Consider the following 21,313-nt stretch of genomic DNA (forward strand, 5'->3'; position numbering starts at 1 on the left):
GATCGCTTACTTGGTCGCGCCGACGATCACGATCTTGTCGACAGTGTCGCCGACCCGAAGCTGCTGCATCACGTCAAGCCCCTTGATGACCTGACCGAATACGGTGTAGTTACCGTCGAGGAACGGGGACTCGCTCAGCGTGAAGTAGAACTGCGAACCGGCAGAGTCGGGACTCTGCGAGCGAGCCATACCCAGCGCGCCCTCCGTGTGCTTGTTCGGGTTCGTGGCCGGGTCGAACTCGCCCTTGATCATGTGGCCGGGGCCACCGGTGCCCAGCACGGTCGCCTGTGACGCTACCTCCGCAATCACCTCTTCAGAGGTCATCTCCTTGGACTGAGGGTCTCCACCCTGGACCACGAAACCCTCCTCGAACCGATGGAACTTCGTGTCAGCGTAGAAGCCACTCTCGGCCAGCTCGACGAAGTTGCCTACGTGAATCGGTGCATCGGTGCCGAAGAGCTCGACCTCGATCTCGCCCTTGGATGTGGTGAAGATCGCGGTCTCTTTGCCGTTGGGCTTGTACGCGGGGATCTTCAACTGGCCCTCCTCGGGGACGCTGGTGGCCGTGGTCTCGGCGGGCGGTGCCTGCTCCTCCGGTACGGGGGCGGGCGCCTGTGCGCAACCGGCCACAACGAGTGCTGACATCATCAGTACGGCGAGAACCGCCGAAAGCAGCGCGCGATTTCGAGTGATCACAAGCAAGAACCTCCTAGAGAAGGGGCGCGACGGGCATCCGCGAGCGGGCGCGGTGCACGTGGGGATTCTACCAGCACCCGCGCCTGCTGATAAGGACTGGCAACACCCCGGGGCTTTCGGGGTAAACTGGAGCTCTTAAGACCTTTCGCGGAAGCGAGCATGGGGTCGCTCTCCGCGCAGCACAGGACGCCACAACGCCGTGGCGCCCGTTTCGGCCAGGAGGCGATGTACTTGGGAGCACCCAGCACTGACAAAGTCCGCAACGTCGTGCTTGTCGGGCACGGCGGCGCGGGAAAGACCTCGCTTGCTGAGGCCATGCTGTTCCTGTCGGGCGCGACGAACCGATTGGGATCCGTCGACAACGGCCAGAGCACGCTTGACCACGAAGCGGAGGAGATCAAGCGCAAGTTCACCGTGAACCTGTCGCTTGCCCCCGTGGTTCACGACGGTGTGAAGATCAACGTGATCGACACGCCCGGCTACGCGGACTTCATCGGGGACGCCATCGCAGGCATGGAGGCCGCCGAGATGGCGCTCTTCGTAGTCGACGCGGTCTCGGGACCTCAGGTCCAGACGGAACGCCTCTGGAAGATCGCCGGCGAGATGGGTATCGCCCGGGCGGTCTTCATCAACCGGCTCGACAAGGAGCATGCGGACTTCGATGCGGTGATGGCCGCGCTGGCCTCCAAGTTCGGTGACCGTGTTGTGGCGGTCCAGCTGCCGATGGGCCGCGAAGCCGACTTCAGCGGCGTGGTCGACATCATCCGCATGAAGGCCTATCACCACGAGGGCGATCACGAAGACATCATGGACATCCCAGCGGAGCTTCTGCCCGCCGCCGAGGCGGCACGTGAGGCTCTCGCGGACAAGACCGCCGAGGCCGACGACGAACTCATGATGAAGTACCTCGAGGGCGATCCCCTCACCCAGCAAGACCTCGAGAAACTGCTCGGGCTCGCCATCTCCCAGAGCAAAGTGATTCCCGTCTTCGTCGGCTCCGCGATGAAGCTCCAGGGCATCGAAGACCTCATGGACGAGATAGTCACCTTCTTCCCCGAGCCCACGGCTCACGGACCGATGCACACCACCGACGGCCAGGAGATAGCCTTCTCAGTCGACGGCGACGTCACCTCGCATGTGTTCAAGACGATGAGCGACCCGTACGTGGGGCGCTTCAATCTGGTCAAGGTCGTCTCGGGAGTGCTCAAGCCAGGCATCGAGCTCATCAACTCGAGAACAGGCAAGAAGGAGCGTGTCGCTCACGTGTTCAAGATGACGGGCAAGGAGACTTCCCCCGTCGACGCGGCTCCCGCTGGCGACATAGCCGTGTTGACCAAGCTGGGTGATGTGCTCACCAACGACACCCTGTCAGCCAAGGGCGGGATCGCGTTCGACGATCTCCCGCTTCCTGAGCCGCTCTACCCCGTCGCGATCGTCGCCAAGACCAAGGCCGATGAAGACAAGCTCGGGACCGCGCTCAAGAGTATCGTCGACGAGGATCCGTCCTTGATCCTCAGGCGTGACGAGGAGACACACCAGACCGTGCTGTCGACGATGGGTGATACCGCTGTCGACGTGGTGATCTCACGACTCCACGATCGTTTCCACGTCGAGGCCGAGACGATCGACCTGCGTATCCCCTATCGCGAGACGATTCGCAAGGTCTCGCAGGCACAGGGTCGCCACAAGAAGCAGACCGGCGGTTCGGGCCAGTTCGCCGACTGCTGGCTTCGGCTGGAGCCCAACCCGGGCGGCGGCTACGAGTTCGAGGACAAGATCGTGGGCGGCAAGATCTCCAAGCCCTATATCGTCGCCATCGACCGCGGAGTTCAGGACACCATGACATCGGGAGCCATCGCCGGCTATCCGGTGCAGGACGTGCGCGTGGCGGTATATGACGGATCGATGCACGCGGTCGACTCCAACGAGATGGCCTTCAAGACCGCGGCACGCATCGGGTTCCGGGCAGCCGCGGAGAAGGCGGAGCCGGTCATCCTCGAGCCGATCGCCACGCTCGAGATACTCGTACCGGACGCCTACGCGGGCGCCGTCATGGGCGATATCAGCTCCATGCGCGGCCGCGTTCTGGGGATGGAGTCACCTGAAGCAGGAACCCAGATGATCAAGGCACACGTGCCCTACGCCGAAGTCGTGCACTACTCGCCGCATCTGCGTGCACTCTCCAGCGGTACGGGCACCTACGCGATCTCGATCGATAGCTACGAGCAGATCCCGGGAGACATTCAGAAGAAGCTCGTGGAGGAGTACCAGAAGGAGCGCGCCGAAGGCCACTAATCGGTCGCGCGTGAGCGAACGCAGAAGGACCCGGCCCCCCACGGGAGCCGGGTCCTTTCGATTCTTCAGTGGTGCCCCCTGCAGGATTCGAACCTGCGGCCTTCTGCTCCGGAGGCAGACGCTCTATCCACTGAGCTAAGAGGGCGAGGCTTGGTGCGGGAACGCACTTTATCACACCCTCGAAGCGCGACCAACACGTCTGCGGAGCTGCAGGTTATGCTAGACGGCGATGAGCCACGGGAGGCGGGTGAGGCGAGCATGTCCGACACAAGAGCGCTGCTGATCATCAACCCGACCGCACGCCACGGAGAGACCGAGAAGCTCGTTCCCGTCATCAGCAGACTCCTCGGCACCTTCGTCCACGAGACCGCAGTGACCACGCGAGTCGGCGAGGCCACCGAGCTTGCCGCCGGCTCAGGCCAGTATGATCTGGTGGTGGCCGTCGGAGGAGACGGCACCGTGCATGAGGTGCTGAACGGGCTCATGACGATTCCCGAGGGTTCGCGCCCCGCTCTGGGCATCCTGCCCACCGGGTCAGGTAACGACACGCGTCGGACGCTCGGCATTCCGGATGACCTGACCGCCGCCGCCCTGACGCTGGCGAGCGGCCGTCGCCGTCGCTTCGACGTCGGCGTCTGCAACGGAATCTACTTCAACAACTCGTTCGCCGCCGGACTCGATGCCAAGGTGACCGCGAAGAGCGTCGAGTACAAGGTCACGAAGTCGCGTGATGGCCTATGGCTGTACCTCACCGCCCTGCTCCACGTGCTCTTCAACGAGCTCGCTCCGTTCAGCCTGGTCATCTCCTTCGATGGCGCCGCACCCGAACGCCACGAGACTCTCATCGTTGCCGCAACCATCGGCCCCACCTACGGTGGCGGGTTCAGGATCACACCCGACGCTATTCCGGACGACGGCCTGTTCGACGTGTGCATGATCGATCCGCTCTCGCTACCCGAGGCCCTGCTTCGCCTTCCCTTCGTCATCTTCGGCAAGCACACGCGTATGCGCCCTGTGCACATGCGTCGTCACCGCTCGCTTGTCATCGAAAGCGCCCACGCGCTACCGGCCCAGATCGATGGGGAGATCCTGCTTGCCAACAGATACGAGGTCTCCGTCATGCCGAATGCGATCGAGTGCGTGGTACCGAGATGATGAGTATCGACGCGGTCGGGCACCAGTGGACCTGGGTGGCGGTGGCACTTGGCGCCGCGTATCTGATCGGTTCGATCCCGTTCGCCTACCTCATCGTCTTGGCAGTCACGGGCCAAGACGTGACCACGCACGGAACCGGCAACGTCGGAGCGATGAACGTTCGGCGCTCGACGGGTTCGTGGAGCTGGTTTGCCCTGGCGATGGTCGCCGACGCCGCGAAGGGTTTCGCGCCTGCGCTCGCAGCCAAGATGCTCGTCGTCGGCTACGGGTTCGCTGAGGCGATCAGGACCCCTTGGGGCGTGACGCTCAGTTCGGTGAGTATCGAGTGGACGTCGGTGCCCGCCTTCTCTGTGCCGATGGCCGCCGTCGCAGGTGCGGTGCTCGGTCACAACTACTCGGTGTGGATGGCACTCATCAAGCGGCAGTTCCACCGCACCGGCAAGGGGCTGGCTACCGGCGGTGGAGCGCTGCTCGCCTATGACTGGCGCTACTTCGTCGCCGTCGTAGTGGTGGGTTTGACCGTCATTGCCATCACCCGCTACATGATGGCGGGACAGGTCGCTGCGGCGCTGACGCTTCCGGTGACAGCCATCCTGCTTGACTCGCCCGACTGGCCCTTCGCGCTCGTTATGGGGGCGGTGGTCTACGCGGCACACCACCGCAGGTTCGTGGGAATGCTGCGGGGCAAAGAACCCCGGCTCTACGTCAATGACCGCATGGGCCCCCGCGGATGACCGCCGCCTTGGTCCGCACCGACCCGACTGAAGGCCTGGCACCCCGACACGAAAGGGGCCAGACGCTCAGCGTCCGACCCCTCCCCGATCGATCCGATTCGTGCAGGAACTAGTCCATCGTGATTGCGCCGTTGGGGCAGGCATCGACGCAGATGCCGCACTCGGTGCAGTCGTCCGGACGATTGAGGCGCGCGACGTCCTCGAGGTCGTAGCAGCTGCTCGGGCACTCATCGATGCAGATGCCACAAGCGGTGCACAAGCCATCGTTCACGACGGGAAGAGACATGGTGGATTCCTTTCGCCTGACAACGAGACCCCTCTAAGGTCTGCGAATCATACCGCGAGGCGGCTCACCCGACAACGACCGGCTGCCTACCGCACCTTGTCGGCGACCTCCTCCGGATCCCAGAAGCAGAACGGGTACGTGCGATCGGTGAGGATGTCGGCAGCCGCACGCTGCGCCTTCAGGCGTTCCAGGTCGTCCAGCAACTCGGCCTTGAGCGGCGCGAGGACACCGGCCAGCTCTGCGTTCACTTCGCGGATGCGCATCCCGAGACGCTTCTTGTCGGCGTCCGGAGCCGCGATATCGGCGACGAGGCGCGCCTTCTCCTTCACGAGCGCCGCTGCTTGCGCTTGTTCGTCGGGGTCATCAAAATCCACCGACGCAAGCAGCGCATCCGGGTTGTGCTCGAAGCGGTTCACGCGCTCGGTGGCCTGGGCGATCTCGGCATCCGAGACCAGATGGGCGCCAAGCGGCAGGTAGAGCGTGATCGACGCAACCGCGTAGGCGGGCGGTTCGACACCGAAGTAGCGCCTGATCACGCTGTCCGTCACTCGGTCGTAGCGCCCCCCGCCCACGCCGTGTACGAAAAGATCGCAGCACAGCATCCGCACGAACGCGGTGAGCGTGAGAGCCTTCGGCGCCACGAGCATCCCGGCACGGCCCGCCTCGGACAGCACCGCCGTCGCCACGTGCACATCTGCCGGCAGCTCCAGTACCGGCCCGTCGTCTGTCACAAGCGCTACTCCGCCCGGTACCTCTCGGACATACAGCCGCTTGCGCGTGCCTCCCGCAAGCCACCAGAACGGCACCTCGACCCGCTCCTTGCCGATCTCCAGATCGGGGAACGGCTGTGCAGCAGAACGCGTCTGAGTCGCCGCCCGATAGGCGGCAAGCTCGGCGTTGTGGTCGCCCGCGAACCGTCGTGAATCATGCAGCAGGTGCACCACGAACCTCGCGTACGCCTCCCCGGCGGCGAGCTGCGTCACCGGCACCTCGAGGTAGTCGGTCTGCGCCGCGGCCTCGTAGCGGCGCCGCGCAAACGTCACGAGCTCCGCCAGGTTCTCGGCATCGTGCGCTGCGCTCTCAATACAGTCGGCGAAGCGCTCGAAGTGGCGAGGCACCGACGGCGCCGGCAGCGACTCAAGCGCAGACGATGTCGCACGCCGGAAGTCAGCGAGCGCGCTGGCGCACGGCACAGGGGTCGACGCGTAGCAGGCGCCGGGGGTGGCCAGCGCGAGGTACTGGCGGCACCGCGCCAGACCGGGATCCATGCAGGGCGACGTCACCCTGATGGCATCGAACCCGTCCGTGTCGACCACGACATCGACCGCAGTGGCGCCGGTCTCGTCGGCGAAGCGCTGCACGAGGAAGTCCTTCGCCCAGACCCCGGGGTGATAGAGCTCGGGCTGGTGCCCGGTCGCGATGATCGGCGCATCCGAAAGTCCGGCGGGTCGCACGGGCACACCGAGGCGCGCGGAGAACTGCGCGGCGCTACTGAGCATGTCGCACCGCGCGGCGGCACGCAGTTCGCGTGCGTCCACCCCGCCGATCTCGAAGTCCCACGACTCCGCGGCTGAACGGTTCGCGGCTACAAGGGCGGCCCACTCATCGTAGACCGGCGTCGTCAGCAGCTCGCCATGTCCTGCCGGCAGTGTCGGCCGCTGGCGTATCACGATACCTACAACACCACGTCGAGGCTGCCGAGGGCCACGGGCTCGAGGGCGAAGAACGGTTCGCCGAAGGGTACTCGGGCGAGCGCTCCCCACATCGCTGCAGCCGCCTCCATCGATTCGACGATGCCCGCATTGGCCGGATTCGCCGCAAACTGGGATTCGTAGGCGCGAAGCGCCTCGAGCTTCACGGGAAGCTCCGCCGTCACGTCGATCACGAAAGACGGCTCGGCGATGATGCGCTGATGAACGGCCATGTAGCGAAAGACCCGCGGCGGATAGAACGGCTCGCCCGGCATGTCGGTCTTGGTGAACTTCGCATAGAAGCGGGCGCCCAAACAGATCGAAGCGGCTGCCACATGGTCCGGATGAGCGTCGACCGGATAGGGCACGAACAGCATCCGTGGCCTCAACTCCCGCAGCACGGTCGCGAGTTCGGTCCTGGCCTCGACGCTGTCAAACAGGTAGCGGTTGGCCTGAGTCAGCGTGCGCCGCTCAGCGCCGAGGATCTCAGCGGCCTTCGCCGACTCACCCGCCCGGATCTCGGGCGAGCCATACGGTGTCGGCTCGCCGTCGGTCAGATCGACGATGGCGACCTGCGCGCCCGCCGCCGTGAGCTTGGCGATGGTAGCGCCCATGCCGATCTCGACATCATCGGGGTGGGCGCCCACGCACACCGCCTCGTAGTACCAGTCGCTGCCGTTCATAGCGCCTCCAAGGCCCCGTTCCACACGCCGAGATAGTACTCGAGCCGACGTTCCGGGTCGTCCAGATCCTCGCCGAAGGTGCGGTCGCGATCGCAGTAGATGCGCTCGACCGGAAGCTCCCCTACCGATAGCCCGGCCCTCCAGCTGCGCGCCCACAACTGAAGCGGCATCGCATAGCCCGGCTCGGTGAGCGACAGCTCCTGCAGGCGTAGCACGCGGTACGCCTTGAAGCCGCAGAAGGCATCGGTGAGCCCCCAGCCCGTCACGCGGTTGATCTCGCTCGTGATCACGGCGTTGACGCGTCGACGGTCCTCAGGTACGACGATCCCGTGCGCCGCGCTGGCTGGCAGGTAGCGGCTTCCCGACACGATGTCGTGGTACTCGAGCGCAGCGAGAAACTGAGGGATGTGCGCAGGCTCGTGCTGTCCGTCGCAGTCCATGGTCACCACACGCTCGTGGCCCAGTTCGCGCGCGACGTCGAACCCGATGCGCAGCGCGCACCCGTATCCGCAGTTGCGATCGAGGCGCACGACACCCACATCACCGCGGCGTGCAAGCCGCAGCGGGGTCTCGTCCGTCGAGCCGTCGTCGATCACGAGAATCTCGCCGTCGAAGTACCTACGGACGCTATCCAGCACTCCGTCCACGCTCGCGGCCTCGTTGTGGACGGGCATGACGACGGCATCGCCCACGTTCGACGTCGCTCTACTCGTCGATCTCGTCGCCGGAGAGCAGGGAGGTGCCCGCAGCCCGAGCGTCAATCACGCGGTAACTCGTGGTCACGTGCACCTGCGGACCGAGCATGCCCTTCACGGAGCAGTACTTCTCCTCAGACAGCTCGATGGCTCGGGCCACCGCAGCGGGGTTGATTCCATAGCCGGTGACCACGTACTCGACAGCGATGTCGGTGTAGATCTTGGGATACTCATCGGTCCTGGGTGTTCCGGTGACGTTGATCTCAAGCCCGCGCACATCCTGACGCTTCTTCTCAAGGATCGAGATGACGTCCATGCCCGTGCAACCCGCAAGCCCGTGAAGAACGAGCTCCACGGGACGAAACCCGGAACCCTCCCCCTTGTAGGCGGCCGATGCATCCATGACCACACTGTGTCCCGCCTCGTCAGTGCCCACGAGCTGGCGCTTCGTGGTCCACCGCACGCGTGCGCTATCCATGTCCCCGCCTCCTGATGCCGACCGCGGCGAAGCGGCCACCCGTATCGTGTCGCTTAAATCTTGCGTCCGACCATGTCGGCCAGCTCGCGAGGGCTCTTCGCCTTGCTGATGGCCTCCTCGAAGCTGATCTTGCCCTGCGTCAGCAGAATCTTGAGGTGCTGATCGAGGGTCTGCATCCCCAACTGAGCGCCACCCTGGATGATCGTGTCCATCTGGTGGGTCTTGCCTTCGCGGATGAGGTTCGAGATGGCGGGTACGCCGAGCATGATCTCCATGGCGAGCATACGGTTGCGCCCGTCAGTGGAGCGGAGCAGCACCTGCGACAGAACACCCTCGAGCGTGTTGGACAGCTGCATCCTGACCTGTTGCTGCTGGTGGGGCGGGAACACGTCGATGATGCGGTCGACGGTCTCCGGGCCACCGGTGGTGTGAAGCGTTGCGAGGACCAGGTGCCCCGTCTCGGCCGCCGTGATCGCCGCCGAGATCGTCTCGAGGTCGCGCATCTCGCCGACGAGGATCACATCGGGGTCCTGACGCAACACGCGCTTGAGCGCTGACGCGAAGCTGTGCGTGTCTTCGCCCACCTCGCGCTGGTTCACGAAACTCTTCTTGTTGCGGTGCATGAACTCGATGGGGTCTTCCATCGTGATGATGTGCAGCGACTTGGTCTCGTTGATGTGATTGATCATCGCAGCCAGCGTGGTCGACTTACCCGAGCCGGTCGGCCCGGTGACGAGCACGAGTCCCCGCGGTCGATCGGCGAGGAAGCGGCAGACCTTCGGGAGAGCCAGCTCGTCCATCGTCGGGATCTTGATGGGGATGACGCGGAAGACCGCACCCATCGAATTGCGCTGCTGGAAGACGTTGGCGCGGAAGCGCGAGACCCCGGGAATGGAGTAGGCGAAGTCGAGCTCGAGCTCTGTCTCGAACCGCCGACGCTGCTCCTCGGAGAGCAGCGACAGGATCATCTCCATCGTGTCACGCGGGGTGAGTGGCTTCATCTCCTCAACCGCGACCAGTTCGCCCCGCTGGCGGATGCCGGGGGGACTGCCCACCGTTATGTGCAGGTCGGAACCACCGCGCTCGAGCATGAGTCGCAGAAGGTCGTCGATGTGGGGGATGTCGCTTCCCGGCATCTTGATGTCCGAAGCCGCCGAGACGCTGCCGCTGACCGGCTGCGGAACCCCGCTGCCCATGCCTCCCGAATCAGGTGCCTTCGGCGGGGTCACGGGCTGCGGTGTGCCATACGATGCAGCACTGCCCTCAGTGGCAGCTTCAACGGACCTGGCCGGAGACGCCCCACCAAGGCCACCTATCGGCCCCGGTGTCGTCTGCTCCGGCGCGGCCACCACTCCGGCAGCAGGTTCCACGCTCGGCACCGCCGAGGAGGGGGCGGCCATCTGCTCGGGGGCCCCCATCGGCTCGCGAATGGCATCGACGCTCATCGGCGAGACAGGCATGGGAGGCGGCCCTGCGGGCATCGGCGCCGGGGCGGAGGGCACCACCGGCATCGGCATCGGCGCAGGCATGTCGCTGACCGGTGCCGGAGCCGCTGCCGCTGGTGCGGGCGCCGACCCGGCAAGCGTGAGCACCTTGCCGGCAATACCCTCGATCGCACCAGCTGCCGAGAGGTGCGCTGAGGCACCCGCCTGGCGCGCACGCAGGGCGGATGCCTCGTTGGGCATCGCGGTGACTATCACAACCGGGACGTCCTTGGTCTGCGGATCGGCCTTGAGCTGCTGGGTGAACGCGTAGCCGTCGACGCCGATCAGCTCGGCCTCGACGACAAACACGTCGGGCATCTGCTGTGCGACCATTCCCAGAGCCCGCGGAGCTGATAGCGCGGTATCAACCAGCGTGTCTGCAGCTGCGGCGACAAGCGCTGCGCTCAGCTGGGCAACGAACGCCTCGTCATCATGGACGATCAGAACCTGCTTCGACACAACAGGACCTCCTCGCAAGCGAACCCGGCCTCAAGCGCAGACATGAACGCGGCCCCACTCTCGCACACCGGCATCCCCGCGGCCCCGATGCGTACGTCGGTTAGGATGTGCCGGTACCAATCCCTACGCGAGGAGCGAGTCGCGTGCTCGAACTCAACATCGAAAGACTAGCATACGGCGGCGATGCCATCGCCCACCTCGACGATGGCAGAACCGTCTTCGTCAAGGGCGCCTGTCCCGGCGACCGGGTCGCCGCCGAGATCACCGATGACCGGGATCGCTTCGCGCGCGCCCGTGTGATCGACGTGATTTCGCCCTCAGCGTCACGCGTGAAGCCCGGCTGCCCCTACTTCGGGTCGTGCGGGGGTTGTGCGTGGCAGCATGTCAGCATCGATGCCCAGCTGTCCGCCAAACGCGACATCGTCGTGGATGCGCTCGTGCGAATTGGGCGGCTGCCCCACGTTGAACCGCTCGTCCGACCCACCGTCGCCCCTAGCCAGCCGTATGGTTACCGCAACAAGATCGAGCTCGTCTGCGACCCCGCGTCCCGGCGTCTGGACCTCGGTTTCCACCGTCAAGGAAGCGACGAGGTCGTTCCGATCGACGCCTGTCCGCTCCTGCCCAAGCGAGCCGAGAAGGCGCCCAAGGCGCTCACCGGCGCACTGCGCTACCTTGCCGGCCAGTCGGACCTAGGCCTGCGCCGCGTGTCGGTGCGTGTCGCGTCTGCAACCCGGGACCTCGAGATCGCGCTGTGGACTGAGCCCGGTCCGTTCCAGCGGGCAGCTGCGGCGAAGTTGCTGTCAGCGGCGGTCCCCGCAACCAGCATCGTGCGCGTGCTGGCGAAAGGCCCGCAGAAGGAGCGTCGCGTGGCGGGCGTCGAAGTCCTGAGCGGCAAAGGTGCCTGGCGCGAGCAGCTCAACGGCATGTCGTTCGCCATCTCAGCCCCCTCGTTCTTCCAGGTCAACACCCCTGGGGCAGAGGCGTTGATCGGGCTCGTGCTCGACTCGCTCGCACTCGACGGCACCGACCGGGTGGTCGACCTGTTCGCCGGCGCCGGCACGTTCACGCTGCCGCTCGCTCAGGTGGCCGGCGATGTGGTCGCCGTCGAGTCTGCGAGCAGCGCTGTGCGCGACTTGCGCCGGAATCTCGAGCACGCCGGCGTGTGGGCTGACGTCGTCGGCGGAGATGCGGCGCGCGAGATAGTCGGCCTCGGGCGTTTTGACGCGCTCGTGGTCGACCCGCCGAGAGCAGGACTCGACGCTGCCGTGATCGCGGCGCTTGGCTCGGCGAAACCGCGGGTTGTGACGTACGTCTCATGTGACCCGGCCACCCTCGCACGCGATGCCGCCCGGCTCGTCGAGGTGGGCTACTCGCTGACCGACGCGACTCCGGTCGACCTGTTCCCCCAGACGTACCATGTGGAGACGGTCGCGCGCTTCGAGCGCGGACCGGGGGCGTAGCCCGGGACCGGTGGCAGGGCCGCAAAGCCTGCAGGCTCCCCGAATCCTACCCGTACGCCCCGCGGACATACTCGGCGGTCTCTCGGCGCATCGGGTCCTCGAACACACGCCTGACCTCGCCGAACTCAAGCAGGCGGCCCATGAGGAAGAAGGCGACGTCATCTGAGATCCGGCGGGCCTGCGCCAGGTTGTGTGTGACGATGATGATCGTGTAGTCGGCAACGAGCTCAAGCAGCAACTCCTCGATACGCGCCGTCGAGATGGGGTCGAGTGAGGCGCAGGGCTCATCGAGCATGATGACCGTGGGCTTCACCGCGAGCGCGCGAGCGATACACAGTCGCTGCTGCTGGCCGCCTGACAGCGCCAGCGCCGACTGTTTCAGGTCACCCTTGACCTCATCCCATAGGTTCGCGTGCGTGAGCGCGGACTCGACTACGTGGTCCACCTCATCCTTGCTCACGCGTCCCCGGTGCTCCTTGACTGCGAGCGCGATGTTCTCGTGAATCGACATCGGGAAGGGGTTCGGGTGCTGGAACACCATGCCGATCTGTCGCCTCAGTTCAGTCACGTCGACCTTCGGCTCACGGATGTCCTGTCCGCCGTACAGGATTCGGCCGCTCATGGAGAAGCTCCGAATCTCATCGTTCATGCGGTTGAAGCAGCGCAGCGCGGTGGACTTGCCACATCCCGAAGGCCCGATGAACGCGGTGATCTGATTCTGAGGAATATCCATGGTGACGTCGGTGAGCACCGTCTTTGCCCCGTAGCGCACCTCGAGGCCATCGACCTTGAGCATCGTGTTTCGCTCCAGCGCGCGCTCGGCACGCACCATCTGGCGGTCGAGATCCGCCAAAAGCAGGGCGGCCTCATCGATTTCGGGTACGGCTTGCTTGGTCGGCTCACCCATTTACTCGTCCCTTCCTTGGTGCACGGTGGTCATCGTGTCTTCTTTGCAAAGCGGCCGATCAGCGTGGCGGCCGCATTGAGCGTCACCACGAGCAGCATCAAGACCATCGCCGCACCGTAGGCGAGGCCCGGCGCATTCCCCTCGCCGGCGGGCGACGAGAAGTAGGTGAAGGTCGTGAGTGTGGATCCCGTCCCGCGTATGACCGTGAGAATGTGTTCGGGCGCCCACCAGTTGTCGACGGCCATGCTCATGGTTCCGCCAAGCGTGAGCCAGACGATGGCGGTGTCTCCCGCTGCAAGGCCCATCCCCAGAATGACGGCGGTCATCAGTCCGGGTGACGCCGCAGGCAGGATGACGCGCCTGATCGCCCGCCACTTCGTGACGCCGAGAGCCGCGGCGCCGTGCCTGTAACTCGCAGGCACCGACCGTACCGCCTCCTCCATGACCTTGATCACGAACGGAAGCACGTGGATCGCCATGACCGTCGCGGCCACGAAGAACGAGCGGCCGAACGCAGCGTCGGCGCCCTCGGCGCCCGCAGAAGACATGAACGTGAATGCCGCATGCGAGAACATGGCTACACCGAACATGCCGAATACGACGGAAGGAACGCCCGCAAGGACCTCCAGTCCCAGACGAATACTCTTGGTGAGAGGTTTGCGCTCGTCCATATACTCCGCGAGGTAGACCGCCGCGCCCAACGCTATGGGCACGGTCAGCAACGTCGAGAGCAAGACCAGCACCGTCGTACCCACGATGGGAATCCGTATGCCGCCTCCTGCTTCCTCGACCAGACTAGGCTCGGGGTCGGTAGTCAGGAAGGTCCAATCGACATACTGGATCCCCTCATAGATCAAGTAGCCCACGATGAAGAAGCAGACTGCGGCGACGATCCCTGCGGCAAGCCACGCTGCGGCGGGACCAATCCTCGTAGACAGCCGCCTCGGTCGTGTGATGTGGTGATCGCTTCTCATGGTGTCCCCGTTCACAACGAGCGCCCGGTGTCGAGCGAAAGCCGTCGTCGATACCAGTCCACGATCCAGCGGGCGAACAGGCTCAACGACAGACTCGCCACGAGTAGAAGCGCGGCAAGTCCGAACAAGGCCGCCTCGATGTCGGGGATGCTCATAGCCTCCCCGCCGGTCTCCACGATCGCAGAGGCCATCGTGCGAATCGGCATGAACGGGAAGTACTGCACCCCCCACTCCATGCTCGGTATGAAGGCGATGGACCCGGCGACCATCGAAAGCGCGATTGCTTCACCGATCGCGCGCGCCGCCGCAAGAACGGCCCCCGCAAGCAGCCCGGGGGCGGCCGCAGGCACCTGGATACGGGTGATCGCCCGCCAGCGGTGCATCCCAAGGGCGAGTCCACCCTCGAAGAAGCCCCGCGGTACGGCCCTCAGCGAATCCACCGCGACGGTCACGAAGAACGGCAGGATCATGAAGGAGAGCACCAGAACACCCGCAAGAAGCGACGCTCCTTCGAGCGGAACGTCCGGGACTACGTCCATGGCGTCGGCGGGAACCAGTTTCGTCAGGACCGGCACTACTACGGCCAGCCCGACCAAACCGAACACCACAGACGGGATGCCTGCCATCAGCTGCACCACCGACTCAAGCGGCGTACGCAGCCAATCCGGCGCAAGCTCAGCGATGAAGATCGCGCATCCCAGTCCCAAGACGACGGAAACCGCCAGCGCACCCAAGGTGGTGAGCGTGGTTCCGATGATGAGCGGCAACGCCCCGAACACGACGGCCGACTCGGACCATGCTATGTCGATAGCGGTGTCCCAGTCGCCCGTGGTGACAAACGCAAGGCCTTGCGTGGCGAACAGGGGTGCGGCGTAGCGGAACACGTACGCGATCACGAGCGTGACCAGTGCACCCGAGAAGATCGCGCACGCCGCCAAGACCGGTGCCGCGACGTGCTCGCCCACCCGCTTGACCCGCGAAGAGAGGTCCACCGTCGGTGTCTTCGTCGAAGCTCCGATAGAGGGCACCGCTGTCGCTGACATCTCGTCCCCGGTCATCAATTCTCCTCACTCCACACGTCTCTCACGTCTCTCAGAACACACGCGCGCCGGGCCCGAAGCGCACAATCACTCCGGACCCGGCGGCGTACGGTGCGGTACTAGCGAATCGGCAGGAACTCCTTGCCGGCCACCTTCTGGCCAGCAGAGCTCTTGCACCAGTCGAGGAACTTCTTGGTGTTGCCGGACGGCGCGCCCTTGGTGATGAAGTAGAGGGGGCGGACGTACTTGTACTTCCCGGACAGTGCGTTGGCACGAGTCGGTGCAACGCCGCCCATGGTCACGCCGCGCACCGAGCTGTTCACAAACGCCATACCCACGTAGCCGATAGCGTTCTTGTTGCGCGCGACACCCGAACGAACCATGCCGTTGGAGGCGTAGCCCTTGGTGCGCGAAGACTGGCGCTTGTTGGCAAGGAATGCTTCCTTGAAGTACTCGTACGTGCCGGATGCGCCGGTGCGTCCGCACAGGACGATCGAGGCGTTGGCGCCACCGACCTGCCGCCAGTTCGTGATCTTGCCGTGATAGATGTCCCGAACCTGCGCTTCGGTCAGCTTGCGGACCTTGTTGCTCGGGTGGACGATGACGGCGAGCGAGTCACGCGCTACAACGTGATACTCGAGCCCTGCCGGGTCGCTGCTCTTGGGGTCGCGCGAGGACATTCCGATGTCGACGCGGCCTGCAGCAGCATCCTTGAATCCGACGCTCGAACCGCCGCCGGCGACGGTGATCGTCCAGCCCTTGCCCGTGCTCGTCTTCTTGAACGCGGTCGCGAACTCCTGTGCAAGCGGCTGTACGGTGGTCGAGCCGGAGAGCTTGAGCGAAGTGGCTGCGAAGGCGGCCTGCGGCGCCATAAGCGCGGCGACGACTGTGACGGCAAGGGCGAGCGATGCGAAACGCTTGATGGGGTTTCGGAGCATGTCAGTGACCTTCCTCTCTGAACTAATGTCTGGGGTGGCGAAAGCTAACGGACGGTGATGGTCCTGGACTTCATCGGCGACGCGACACCGAAGGTATTGCCGAGGAACTTCGCGCTGATCGTGTAGCGTCCGGCCCGGGGAAGCTTCAGCGTCGTCGCGGCGTTGCCGAGGTCATCGGTGGTCAGCGTCATCGACTTGCTGTACGAGCCGGAGGCGCTCTTCACCTTGACGGCGACCTTGCCCACCCCGCTGATCGGCGCGACCATGAACGTCGTGCTGAACGACTTGTTCTTTCGGATGGCCGACGGCGTAGAGATGCTGACGGCTGTGCGGGTGTTTCGCGACATCCGAAGGCTGAATATCTCGCTCGTTGCCGAAGCGTTGGGCGAGGATGCCACCGGGATGTAGACGGCACGCATGACGGCGGGATACGTGAGTGATTCGTCGATGCCGAGGTAGAGGGGCTCGATCTCAGGAGCAGCGCCGGTGGTCTCGTGAGACTCGACGACCTGGCCCTCTCCGTACTTCACCCACGCGTCTGAGGCGTCGAGGACGAACAGGTCGATCCTGTCGCCGACCGAGACGGTGTTGTCGATACTCGGGCGTACGACGACCTCGGTGCCGTACGTGCCCCTCTTGGGAGTCACATCCACAGACAGGCGCACCTGAGTGGCGGCGACCGCGGTCCCGACTACCGCGAGCATGCATACAAGCGCAGCCCCCGTCAGCCAAGCGGCCTTCATCCTTCCTCGCATGGGTCCTCCTTCGTTTCGGTGATGCGAGAACATCAATGGCGGCCGGAGCGTCGGCTCCGACCGCCACGACGATAGGCGAACCCTGCGAGGGGTTGGTTGCACGCTTGGCAGTATTCAGTTACATCATCGGCGTGTTGTTGTTGCCGAAGTCTTACACGAGCGCTCCTCGTCCGTTACACGGCCGAAAGAACCTCACGGGCACCGCGTCAGACGAGCTTCCCCACCTGAGGAAAGTCGGTCACGTACACATCGTGCGGAGCCTCGTCGTGGTCGGTAGTGAGGTCCGCCCCGGCCTGATGCATCCCCTCGTGATCGCCGTCTCCCCACATGCCACTCTCGGTGACGTCGTAGACGGCGCCGTCATAGGCGACGTAGGCGGGTCGGCCTTCACGGCCGTCGAATTCAGCAAGCTCCTCGAGCGTGAAATCCTTCATGGGAATCCTCCTCGCGAACGGTCATGTCGGTGACGTGAGGCAGAGTATACCCACGACATGAGCGGCTGACTCGTGGCAAGTGAAGGGCGGCAGGAGGGGCGGGTGCACAGCTGTGCCCCACGCGAGCCGACTACTCCTGCTCGAGCCTCGTGACGAGAAGATCGAGGTCCACAATGATGCGCCGGCCCTTCGTCGTGACGATGCCGTCGCGCGCCAGCGAAGAGATGACGCGGCTGGCGGTCTCACGCGAGGTGCCCGCCAATGTCGCGATGTCGTAGTGCGTCATCCCCTGGATCACGGGCGCACCCCGTGTCTCAAGTCCGGCTGTGGCCACGTTGAGCACCACCCGCATGACCCGGTGGGTCGCATCGCTGAACGCCATGTCCTCAAGCCGAGCGATTGTGTGTCTGAGACGTCTCGAGAGCGTCGCGATGAGCGAGAGCGCCAGTCGAGGCTGTAGCTGAATGGCGGCCGAGAGGTCCCTGGCCTCGAGCGCGAGCAGCTCGACATCGGTGACCGCGATGACATCTGAGGATCGCGGCTGTCCGTCAACGAGAGCCATCTCGCCGAAGTGAGCGGGGGCCTCAAGGTAGCTCAGCACCAGTTCCCTGCCGTCCGGGTTGGCAAGCGCCACCTTCACGCGCCCTGCGACCAGCAGGAACATGGCCGTGCCGACCTCGTTCTGGCCCACGATGAAGGCGCCCTTCGGGTACCGGCGCAGTTGCACCATCTCCGCCAGCGCCTCGACGCTGTCCGGCGCGAGATCGGCGAACATGGGAATCCCGGCGAGCCGGGACATGACCTGGTCTTTCGAGGCTGTAGTGTTCATGGTTCTGTCATCGGCAAACGCGCGTGTGACTTTAGACACACTTTTCCAGTGACCGCGCACACGAAAGAGGCGGGACCCGTTTGAGCCCCGCCTCGTGGCGATCTCCTACCGTGCGCTCGTGCCTAGGCGGTTGCCGCAGAACGCGCCGCGCCCTCATCACGAAGGAACTCGATCCAGAACGGAACCAGATGCGGAATGAGCTCGGGCAAGTACGTCGGCATGAGCGAGTCCATCGTCTTGGGGAGCAGATCGGGCATCAACTCGGCCATGTCAGGCGGCATCTCGCCGATGTAGTCTTCAACTTCGCTCACCATGTCGGGCATGACCTTGCCGAGAATCCCTGGCGCCATCGCCGGGAACATGAGCGGCATCATCTTCTCCATCATCGCCAGTCCGCCCGGCACGTGTTTCATAGAGCGCATCATCGGGGCCATGCCTGCGGGCATCGCGTCCATCATCTGAGGGAAGATGCGGGTCATGAACTTGGCCATGTTCTCGGGCTGCAGCAAGATGATGAACTTCTCGAAGTAGCTCCACATATACATGGAGTACTCGGTGGTTTCGGGAATGTCGTAGCCGGCCGCCTGCGCCACGACGCGCGACAGATCGTCGATCTTCAAGGGTAGGTCGTTCTTGATGACCGAGTCGCGCAGCTGCACCTGGCAGCACGGGCACAGCGCCACGACCGTATCGGCGCCGATGTCGACGGCCTCCTGCAGCCGATGCTTGCCCAGAACCGGCGCGATCGGCATCTCACCGACCAGCGTCAGCACGGATCCGCAGCACATGCCTTCTTCGCGGTTGTGCTCCATCTCGGCGTACTCGACTCCGGGAATCGCCTTGAGCATGTCGCGGGGCGGCTCGTAGTTGCCCTGCGCTCGACCCATGTGACATGAATCGTGGAAAGTGATCTTCTTGCCTTCGAACGGGTCGCTCTTCAGGGCCAATGTCCCGTCCGCCAACGCAGGTGCGATGAGTTCCGAGTAGTGCTTGACCTCGAAGTCGAAGTCTTCGCCGCGTTCGGCTGCAAGCTTCGCGTAGAGCTCCTTCCACACCAGTCCGCACGCGGGACACGAGGTGACGATGGTCTTGGCCCCGCGCTTCTTCGCCTCAGTGACGTTGTGCTCGTAGATCTCCTCGAATAGGTCCCACTTGCCAGCAACCTTCATCGGAATGCCACAGCAGGCCTCGTCCTTGCCCATATACGCCACCGAGTGACCGGCGTCCTGGAGGAGGCGAATCGACGCCTCGGCGATGTCGGTCTCCACGAAGCTCGCTGTGCAGCCGGCGAAGTAGAGGATGTCGGCCTTCTCGGGGATCTTGGCGGCGACATCGTCCGGTACCCAGTTGTCGCGGTTCTCCGCTTTTCCGGCCCAGATGTCTCTCTCGCCCCGAAGGGACGCGGCCATCATCTCGAACGGCGGGAACGTGCCGCGCTTCTCCTCGTTGATGAGCTTGCCGCGCATGTCCATCCAGTTGTGCTCGATGGGAAGCTGCAGCTGGCAGCGCGTGTTGCACACTTCGCAGGTCGTGCAGACGAGGAACGTGTCGATGGCCGCTCGGTTCCACTCCTCGCGACCGGCCATGACCTCTCGCAGGTAAGCGTATTTCCCGCGCGGCGAATGGCTCTCCCAGCCGCGACCGGTGTACTGCTCGCACGTCGGAACGCAGTACCCGCACCGCGAGCACGCGTAGGCCATGAAGGCCACATCGCCCGGAATCCCGTTCACGTCTTTGGACAGGTCGCCTGGGCCCTTGGGGGGCTTGGCCGCGTTGGCGATCGGACGCACGATCGGCTCGAACACCGCCGCCGTACCCATCAAGAGGTCGAGCATTCCACCGGCCCCGTAGACCTTGCCCGGGTTGAGGATGCCGTGCGGGTCGACGCGGGACTTGTAGGCCTTGAGAGCAGCAAGGCGCTTGTCTCCCAACACACTCGGCGCCTCGCGGCGGAAGTACAGGCCGGTTGAGTACGCCGCGCCACCGTGTGCTTTGGCGATCTTGATGACTGACAGCGAAAGCGCGAAGGCCAGGTTAAACGTGAACGCGCGCTCGTCGTGCGGGATGAAGCCGAGGAGTACGACGTTGTCGCCCTTGCCGACCATGCCCTCGAGGATGAATGGCTGATCGATCTTGGCGTCGATCTCCCCGAGGACCGCAGGCATCTGCGCCAGAGGCACGATGACCTCGGTCGGCACGATCGACGGGCCTATGCGCTTCAGGCGCATGGGCGCGAAGCGCTGCTCCCACTCGTGCTCAGCCGCCTCGGCGTCCAGTTCGCGACCACCATGGGTCTCGATGGCGTCGGCCAGGCCCGCATCGATGGCGTCGCGGCGCGAGGCCGGGTACGCGATAACCGCCAAGTACGCCTCGGGGATCGTTGGCTCGTAGTGAGCGTGAGCCTCCTCCCACGGGTGACCGTGACGGTGAGGAAGCTGCTTCTTCAGACGGGTTGATTCCGGGTTGAGGAACGTGATCGACCAGAGAGGAAGCCCCTGTGCCGAGACGGCCGCCAGCGCCGCGCCGAGCTTGCCGGCGGTGTCGAAGGCCACGAGGCGGTGAACCTCCTGCTCAAGGGGCCGGACTCGGAACTCGACCTCAGTAATGAAACCGGTGATGCCTTCGGCATCGGCCACATAGGTGAGCAGCTCCTCGCCGGTGAACTCCTTGACCTCGCCCGTCGGCAACACGACCCGGGCCGCGACCACATTCTCCTTGAACTGCCCGTACTCGTAACTGCCGAAGCCGCTGCCCCCCTGCGCCAGCCACCCGGCGACCGACGAACTCGGGTACGACGACGGATACATGCGCAGCGTCACGCCCTGCTTCTGAATGTCACGGTCGACCTGCTCCCACACCGCACCGGCCTGCGTTCTGACCGTGAGCGCCTCGGTGTCCACGGACAGCACCTTCTGCCATCCGGATAGATCCACCACGATCGCTCCCTCGCGCGGCAAGACCCCACCGTAGCCGCTGGTAGCCCAGCCACGGGGCACAAGGGCGGTGCCCTTATCCTGAGCGAGCACAACGAGCTTCTTCAGCTGCTCCTCGCTCGTCGGGCGCACGACCGCTCCGGCTGTTCCTGCGGGGACGAAGGGCTTCACCAGACCGGGCATGGCCCCGATGTCGAAGGAGTACATCTTGCGCTCGACCCGGGTGGTCCGAACACGGTCGTCGCCGCATATCTCACGCAGCGACTGCTCGACGCCGTCTTTCACTGCTCCCATGGGATGTGATCGCTTCCTTCCGTGTGCTCAAAACGTTGAATGGTCCTCGGGCTAAATGCCCCGTAGGGTATACCGCATGATACCCCACAGGGT

General features: G+C 64.7%; 19 protein-coding genes and 1 tRNA gene. 4 read left to right on the forward strand and 16 right to left on the reverse strand.

Annotation, left to right across the window (positions count from 1 at the left end):
* Positions 1-6: 6 nt before the first annotated feature.
* Positions 7-696, reverse strand: a complete 690-nt coding sequence (locus U1E26_11870) for a peptidylprolyl isomerase (GenBank protein MDZ4170333.1) — start codon at positions 694-696, stop codon at positions 7-9.
* A 225-nt stretch (positions 697-921) separates the two neighbouring features.
* Here U1E26_11870 and fusA point away from each other — a divergent pair, with 225 nt between their 5' ends.
* A complete protein-coding gene (gene fusA / locus U1E26_11875) occupies positions 922-2,991 on the forward strand; it encodes an elongation factor G (GenBank protein MDZ4170334.1) in 2,070 nt (689 codons plus the stop codon).
* A 69-nt stretch (positions 2,992-3,060) separates the two neighbouring features.
* Here the strand turns inward: fusA and U1E26_11880 are convergent.
* Positions 3,061-3,136 (reverse strand) — tRNA-Arg (locus tag U1E26_11880).
* Positions 3,137-3,249: 113 nt separating this feature from the next.
* On the opposite strand from U1E26_11880, the gene U1E26_11885 reads away from it, so the two are divergent.
* Positions 3,250-4,146, forward strand: coding sequence for a diacylglycerol kinase family protein (locus U1E26_11885; GenBank protein MDZ4170335.1), 897 nt, complete (start codon positions 3,250-3,252; stop codon positions 4,144-4,146).
* Positions 4,143-4,880, forward strand: a complete 738-nt coding sequence (locus U1E26_11890) for a glycerol-3-phosphate acyltransferase (GenBank protein MDZ4170336.1) — start codon at positions 4,143-4,145, stop codon at positions 4,878-4,880. Before U1E26_11885 ends, U1E26_11890 begins: the two co-directional genes overlap by 4 nt.
* A gap of 109 nt (positions 4,881-4,989) precedes the next feature.
* Here the strand turns inward: U1E26_11890 and U1E26_11895 are convergent, their stop codons facing one another.
* The 6 genes from U1E26_11895 to U1E26_11920 form a co-directional block, all read right to left on the reverse strand.
* Positions 4,990-5,166, reverse strand: coding sequence for a 4Fe-4S binding protein (locus U1E26_11895; GenBank protein ID MDZ4170337.1), 177 nt, complete (start codon positions 5,164-5,166; stop codon positions 4,990-4,992).
* A gap of 86 nt (positions 5,167-5,252) precedes the next feature.
* Positions 5,253-6,836, reverse strand: coding sequence for a hypothetical protein (locus U1E26_11900; GenBank protein MDZ4170338.1), 1,584 nt, complete (start codon positions 6,834-6,836; stop codon positions 5,253-5,255).
* Positions 6,837-6,841: 5 nt separating this feature from the next.
* Entirely contained in the window at positions 6,842-7,540 is a 699-nt protein-coding gene (locus U1E26_11905; GenBank protein ID MDZ4170339.1) for a PIG-L family deacetylase, read from the reverse strand.
* Positions 7,537-8,232 (reverse strand): glycosyltransferase family 2 protein, encoded by a 696-nt coding sequence (locus U1E26_11910; GenBank protein MDZ4170340.1) that lies wholly within the window; start codon positions 8,230-8,232, stop codon positions 7,537-7,539. Before U1E26_11910 ends, U1E26_11905 begins: the two co-directional genes overlap by 4 nt.
* Positions 8,233-8,245: 13 nt before the next feature.
* Positions 8,246-8,713 carry an OsmC family protein gene (locus U1E26_11915; protein MDZ4170341.1) on the reverse strand — a complete coding sequence of 156 codons (468 nt, stop codon included), beginning with the start codon at positions 8,711-8,713 and terminating at the stop codon, positions 8,246-8,248.
* A gap of 53 nt (positions 8,714-8,766) precedes the next feature.
* On the reverse strand, positions 8,767-10,656 hold the full coding sequence (locus U1E26_11920; GenBank protein ID MDZ4170342.1) for a PilT/PilU family type 4a pilus ATPase: 1,890 nt from the start codon (positions 10,654-10,656) through the stop codon (positions 8,767-8,769).
* A gap of 143 nt (positions 10,657-10,799) precedes the next feature.
* Here U1E26_11920 and rlmD point away from each other — a divergent pair, with 143 nt between their 5' ends.
* Positions 10,800-12,116 (forward strand): 23S rRNA (uracil(1939)-C(5))-methyltransferase RlmD, encoded by a 1,317-nt coding sequence (rlmD, locus tag U1E26_11925; GenBank protein MDZ4170343.1) that lies wholly within the window; start codon positions 10,800-10,802, stop codon positions 12,114-12,116.
* Between the two features lie 46 nt (positions 12,117-12,162).
* Here the strand turns inward: rlmD and pstB are convergent, their stop codons facing one another.
* The 8 genes from pstB to U1E26_11965 form a co-directional block, all read right to left on the reverse strand.
* Positions 12,163-12,912 carry a phosphate ABC transporter ATP-binding protein PstB gene (gene pstB, locus U1E26_11930; GenBank protein MDZ4170344.1) on the reverse strand — a complete coding sequence of 250 codons (750 nt, stop codon included), beginning with the start codon at positions 12,910-12,912 and terminating at the stop codon, positions 12,163-12,165.
* A 140-nt stretch (positions 12,913-13,052) separates the two neighbouring features.
* Positions 13,053-13,997 (reverse strand): phosphate ABC transporter permease PstA, encoded by a 945-nt coding sequence (gene pstA, locus U1E26_11935; GenBank protein ID MDZ4170345.1) that lies wholly within the window; start codon positions 13,995-13,997, stop codon positions 13,053-13,055.
* Positions 13,998-14,008: 11 nt separating this feature from the next.
* Positions 14,009-15,055 (reverse strand): phosphate ABC transporter permease subunit PstC, encoded by a 1,047-nt coding sequence (gene pstC, locus U1E26_11940; protein MDZ4170346.1) that lies wholly within the window; start codon positions 15,053-15,055, stop codon positions 14,009-14,011.
* Positions 15,056-15,156: 101 nt separating this feature from the next.
* Entirely contained in the window at positions 15,157-15,975 is an 819-nt protein-coding gene (locus U1E26_11945; protein ID MDZ4170347.1) for a phosphate ABC transporter substrate-binding protein, read from the reverse strand.
* A gap of 44 nt (positions 15,976-16,019) precedes the next feature.
* Positions 16,020-16,730, reverse strand: a complete 711-nt coding sequence (locus tag U1E26_11950; GenBank protein MDZ4170348.1) for a hypothetical protein — start codon at positions 16,728-16,730, stop codon at positions 16,020-16,022.
* Positions 16,731-16,936: 206 nt separating this feature from the next.
* On the reverse strand, positions 16,937-17,164 hold the full coding sequence (locus U1E26_11955) for a cytochrome b5 domain-containing protein (GenBank protein ID MDZ4170349.1): 228 nt from the start codon (positions 17,162-17,164) through the stop codon (positions 16,937-16,939).
* A 130-nt stretch (positions 17,165-17,294) separates the two neighbouring features.
* Positions 17,295-17,993, reverse strand: a complete 699-nt coding sequence (locus U1E26_11960; GenBank protein ID MDZ4170350.1) for a Crp/Fnr family transcriptional regulator — start codon at positions 17,991-17,993, stop codon at positions 17,295-17,297.
* Positions 17,994-18,115: 122 nt separating this feature from the next.
* A complete protein-coding gene (locus U1E26_11965) occupies positions 18,116-21,220 on the reverse strand; it encodes an FAD-binding and (Fe-S)-binding domain-containing protein (GenBank protein MDZ4170351.1) in 3,105 nt (1,034 codons plus the stop codon).
* Positions 21,221-21,313 lie beyond the last annotated feature (93 nt).

It is taken from the genome of Coriobacteriia bacterium (assembly GCA_034370385.1).
In the GTDB taxonomy this organism is placed as follows: Bacteria; Actinomycetota; Coriobacteriia; order Anaerosomatales; family PHET01; genus JAXMKZ01.

Bases quoted from the DNA above. Each gene is read 5' to 3' on its own strand.
- fusA (MDZ4170334.1), top strand. From the start codon at position 922: ATGTACTTGGGAGCACCCAGCACTGACAAAGTCCGCAACGTCGTGCTT.
- U1E26_11885 (MDZ4170335.1), top strand. From the start codon at position 3,250: ATGTCCGACACAAGAGCGCTGCTGATCATCAACCCGACCGCACGCCAC.
- U1E26_11890 (MDZ4170336.1), top strand. From the start codon at position 4,143: ATGATGAGTATCGACGCGGTCGGGCACCAGTGGACCTGGGTGGCGGTG.
- U1E26_11895 (MDZ4170337.1), bottom strand. From the start codon at position 5,166: ATGTCTCTTCCCGTCGTGAACGATGGCTTGTGCACCGCTTGTGGCATC.
- U1E26_11905 (MDZ4170339.1), bottom strand. From the start codon at position 7,540: ATGAACGGCAGCGACTGGTACTACGAGGCGGTGTGCGTGGGCGCCCAC.
- U1E26_11915 (MDZ4170341.1), bottom strand. From the start codon at position 8,713: ATGGATAGCGCACGCGTGCGGTGGACCACGAAGCGCCAGCTCGTGGGC.
- pstB (MDZ4170344.1), bottom strand. From the start codon at position 12,912: ATGCTCAAGGTCGATGGCCTCGAGGTGCGCTACGGGGCAAAGACGGTG.
- pstA (MDZ4170345.1), bottom strand. From the start codon at position 13,997: ATGAGAAGCGATCACCACATCACACGACCGAGGCGGCTGTCTACGAGG.
- pstC (MDZ4170346.1), bottom strand. From the start codon at position 15,055: ATGACCGGGGACGAGATGTCAGCGACAGCGGTGCCCTCTATCGGAGCT.
- U1E26_11945 (MDZ4170347.1), bottom strand. From the start codon at position 15,975: ATGCTCCGAAACCCCATCAAGCGTTTCGCATCGCTCGCCCTTGCCGTC.
- U1E26_11950 (MDZ4170348.1), bottom strand. From the start codon at position 16,730: ATGCGAGGAAGGATGAAGGCCGCTTGGCTGACGGGGGCTGCGCTTGTA.
- U1E26_11955 (MDZ4170349.1), bottom strand. From the start codon at position 17,164: ATGAAGGATTTCACGCTCGAGGAGCTTGCTGAATTCGACGGCCGTGAA.
- U1E26_11960 (MDZ4170350.1), bottom strand. From the start codon at position 17,993: ATGAACACTACAGCCTCGAAAGACCAGGTCATGTCCCGGCTCGCCGGG.
- U1E26_11965 (MDZ4170351.1), bottom strand. From the start codon at position 21,220: ATGGGAGCAGTGAAAGACGGCGTCGAGCAGTCGCTGCGTGAGATATGC.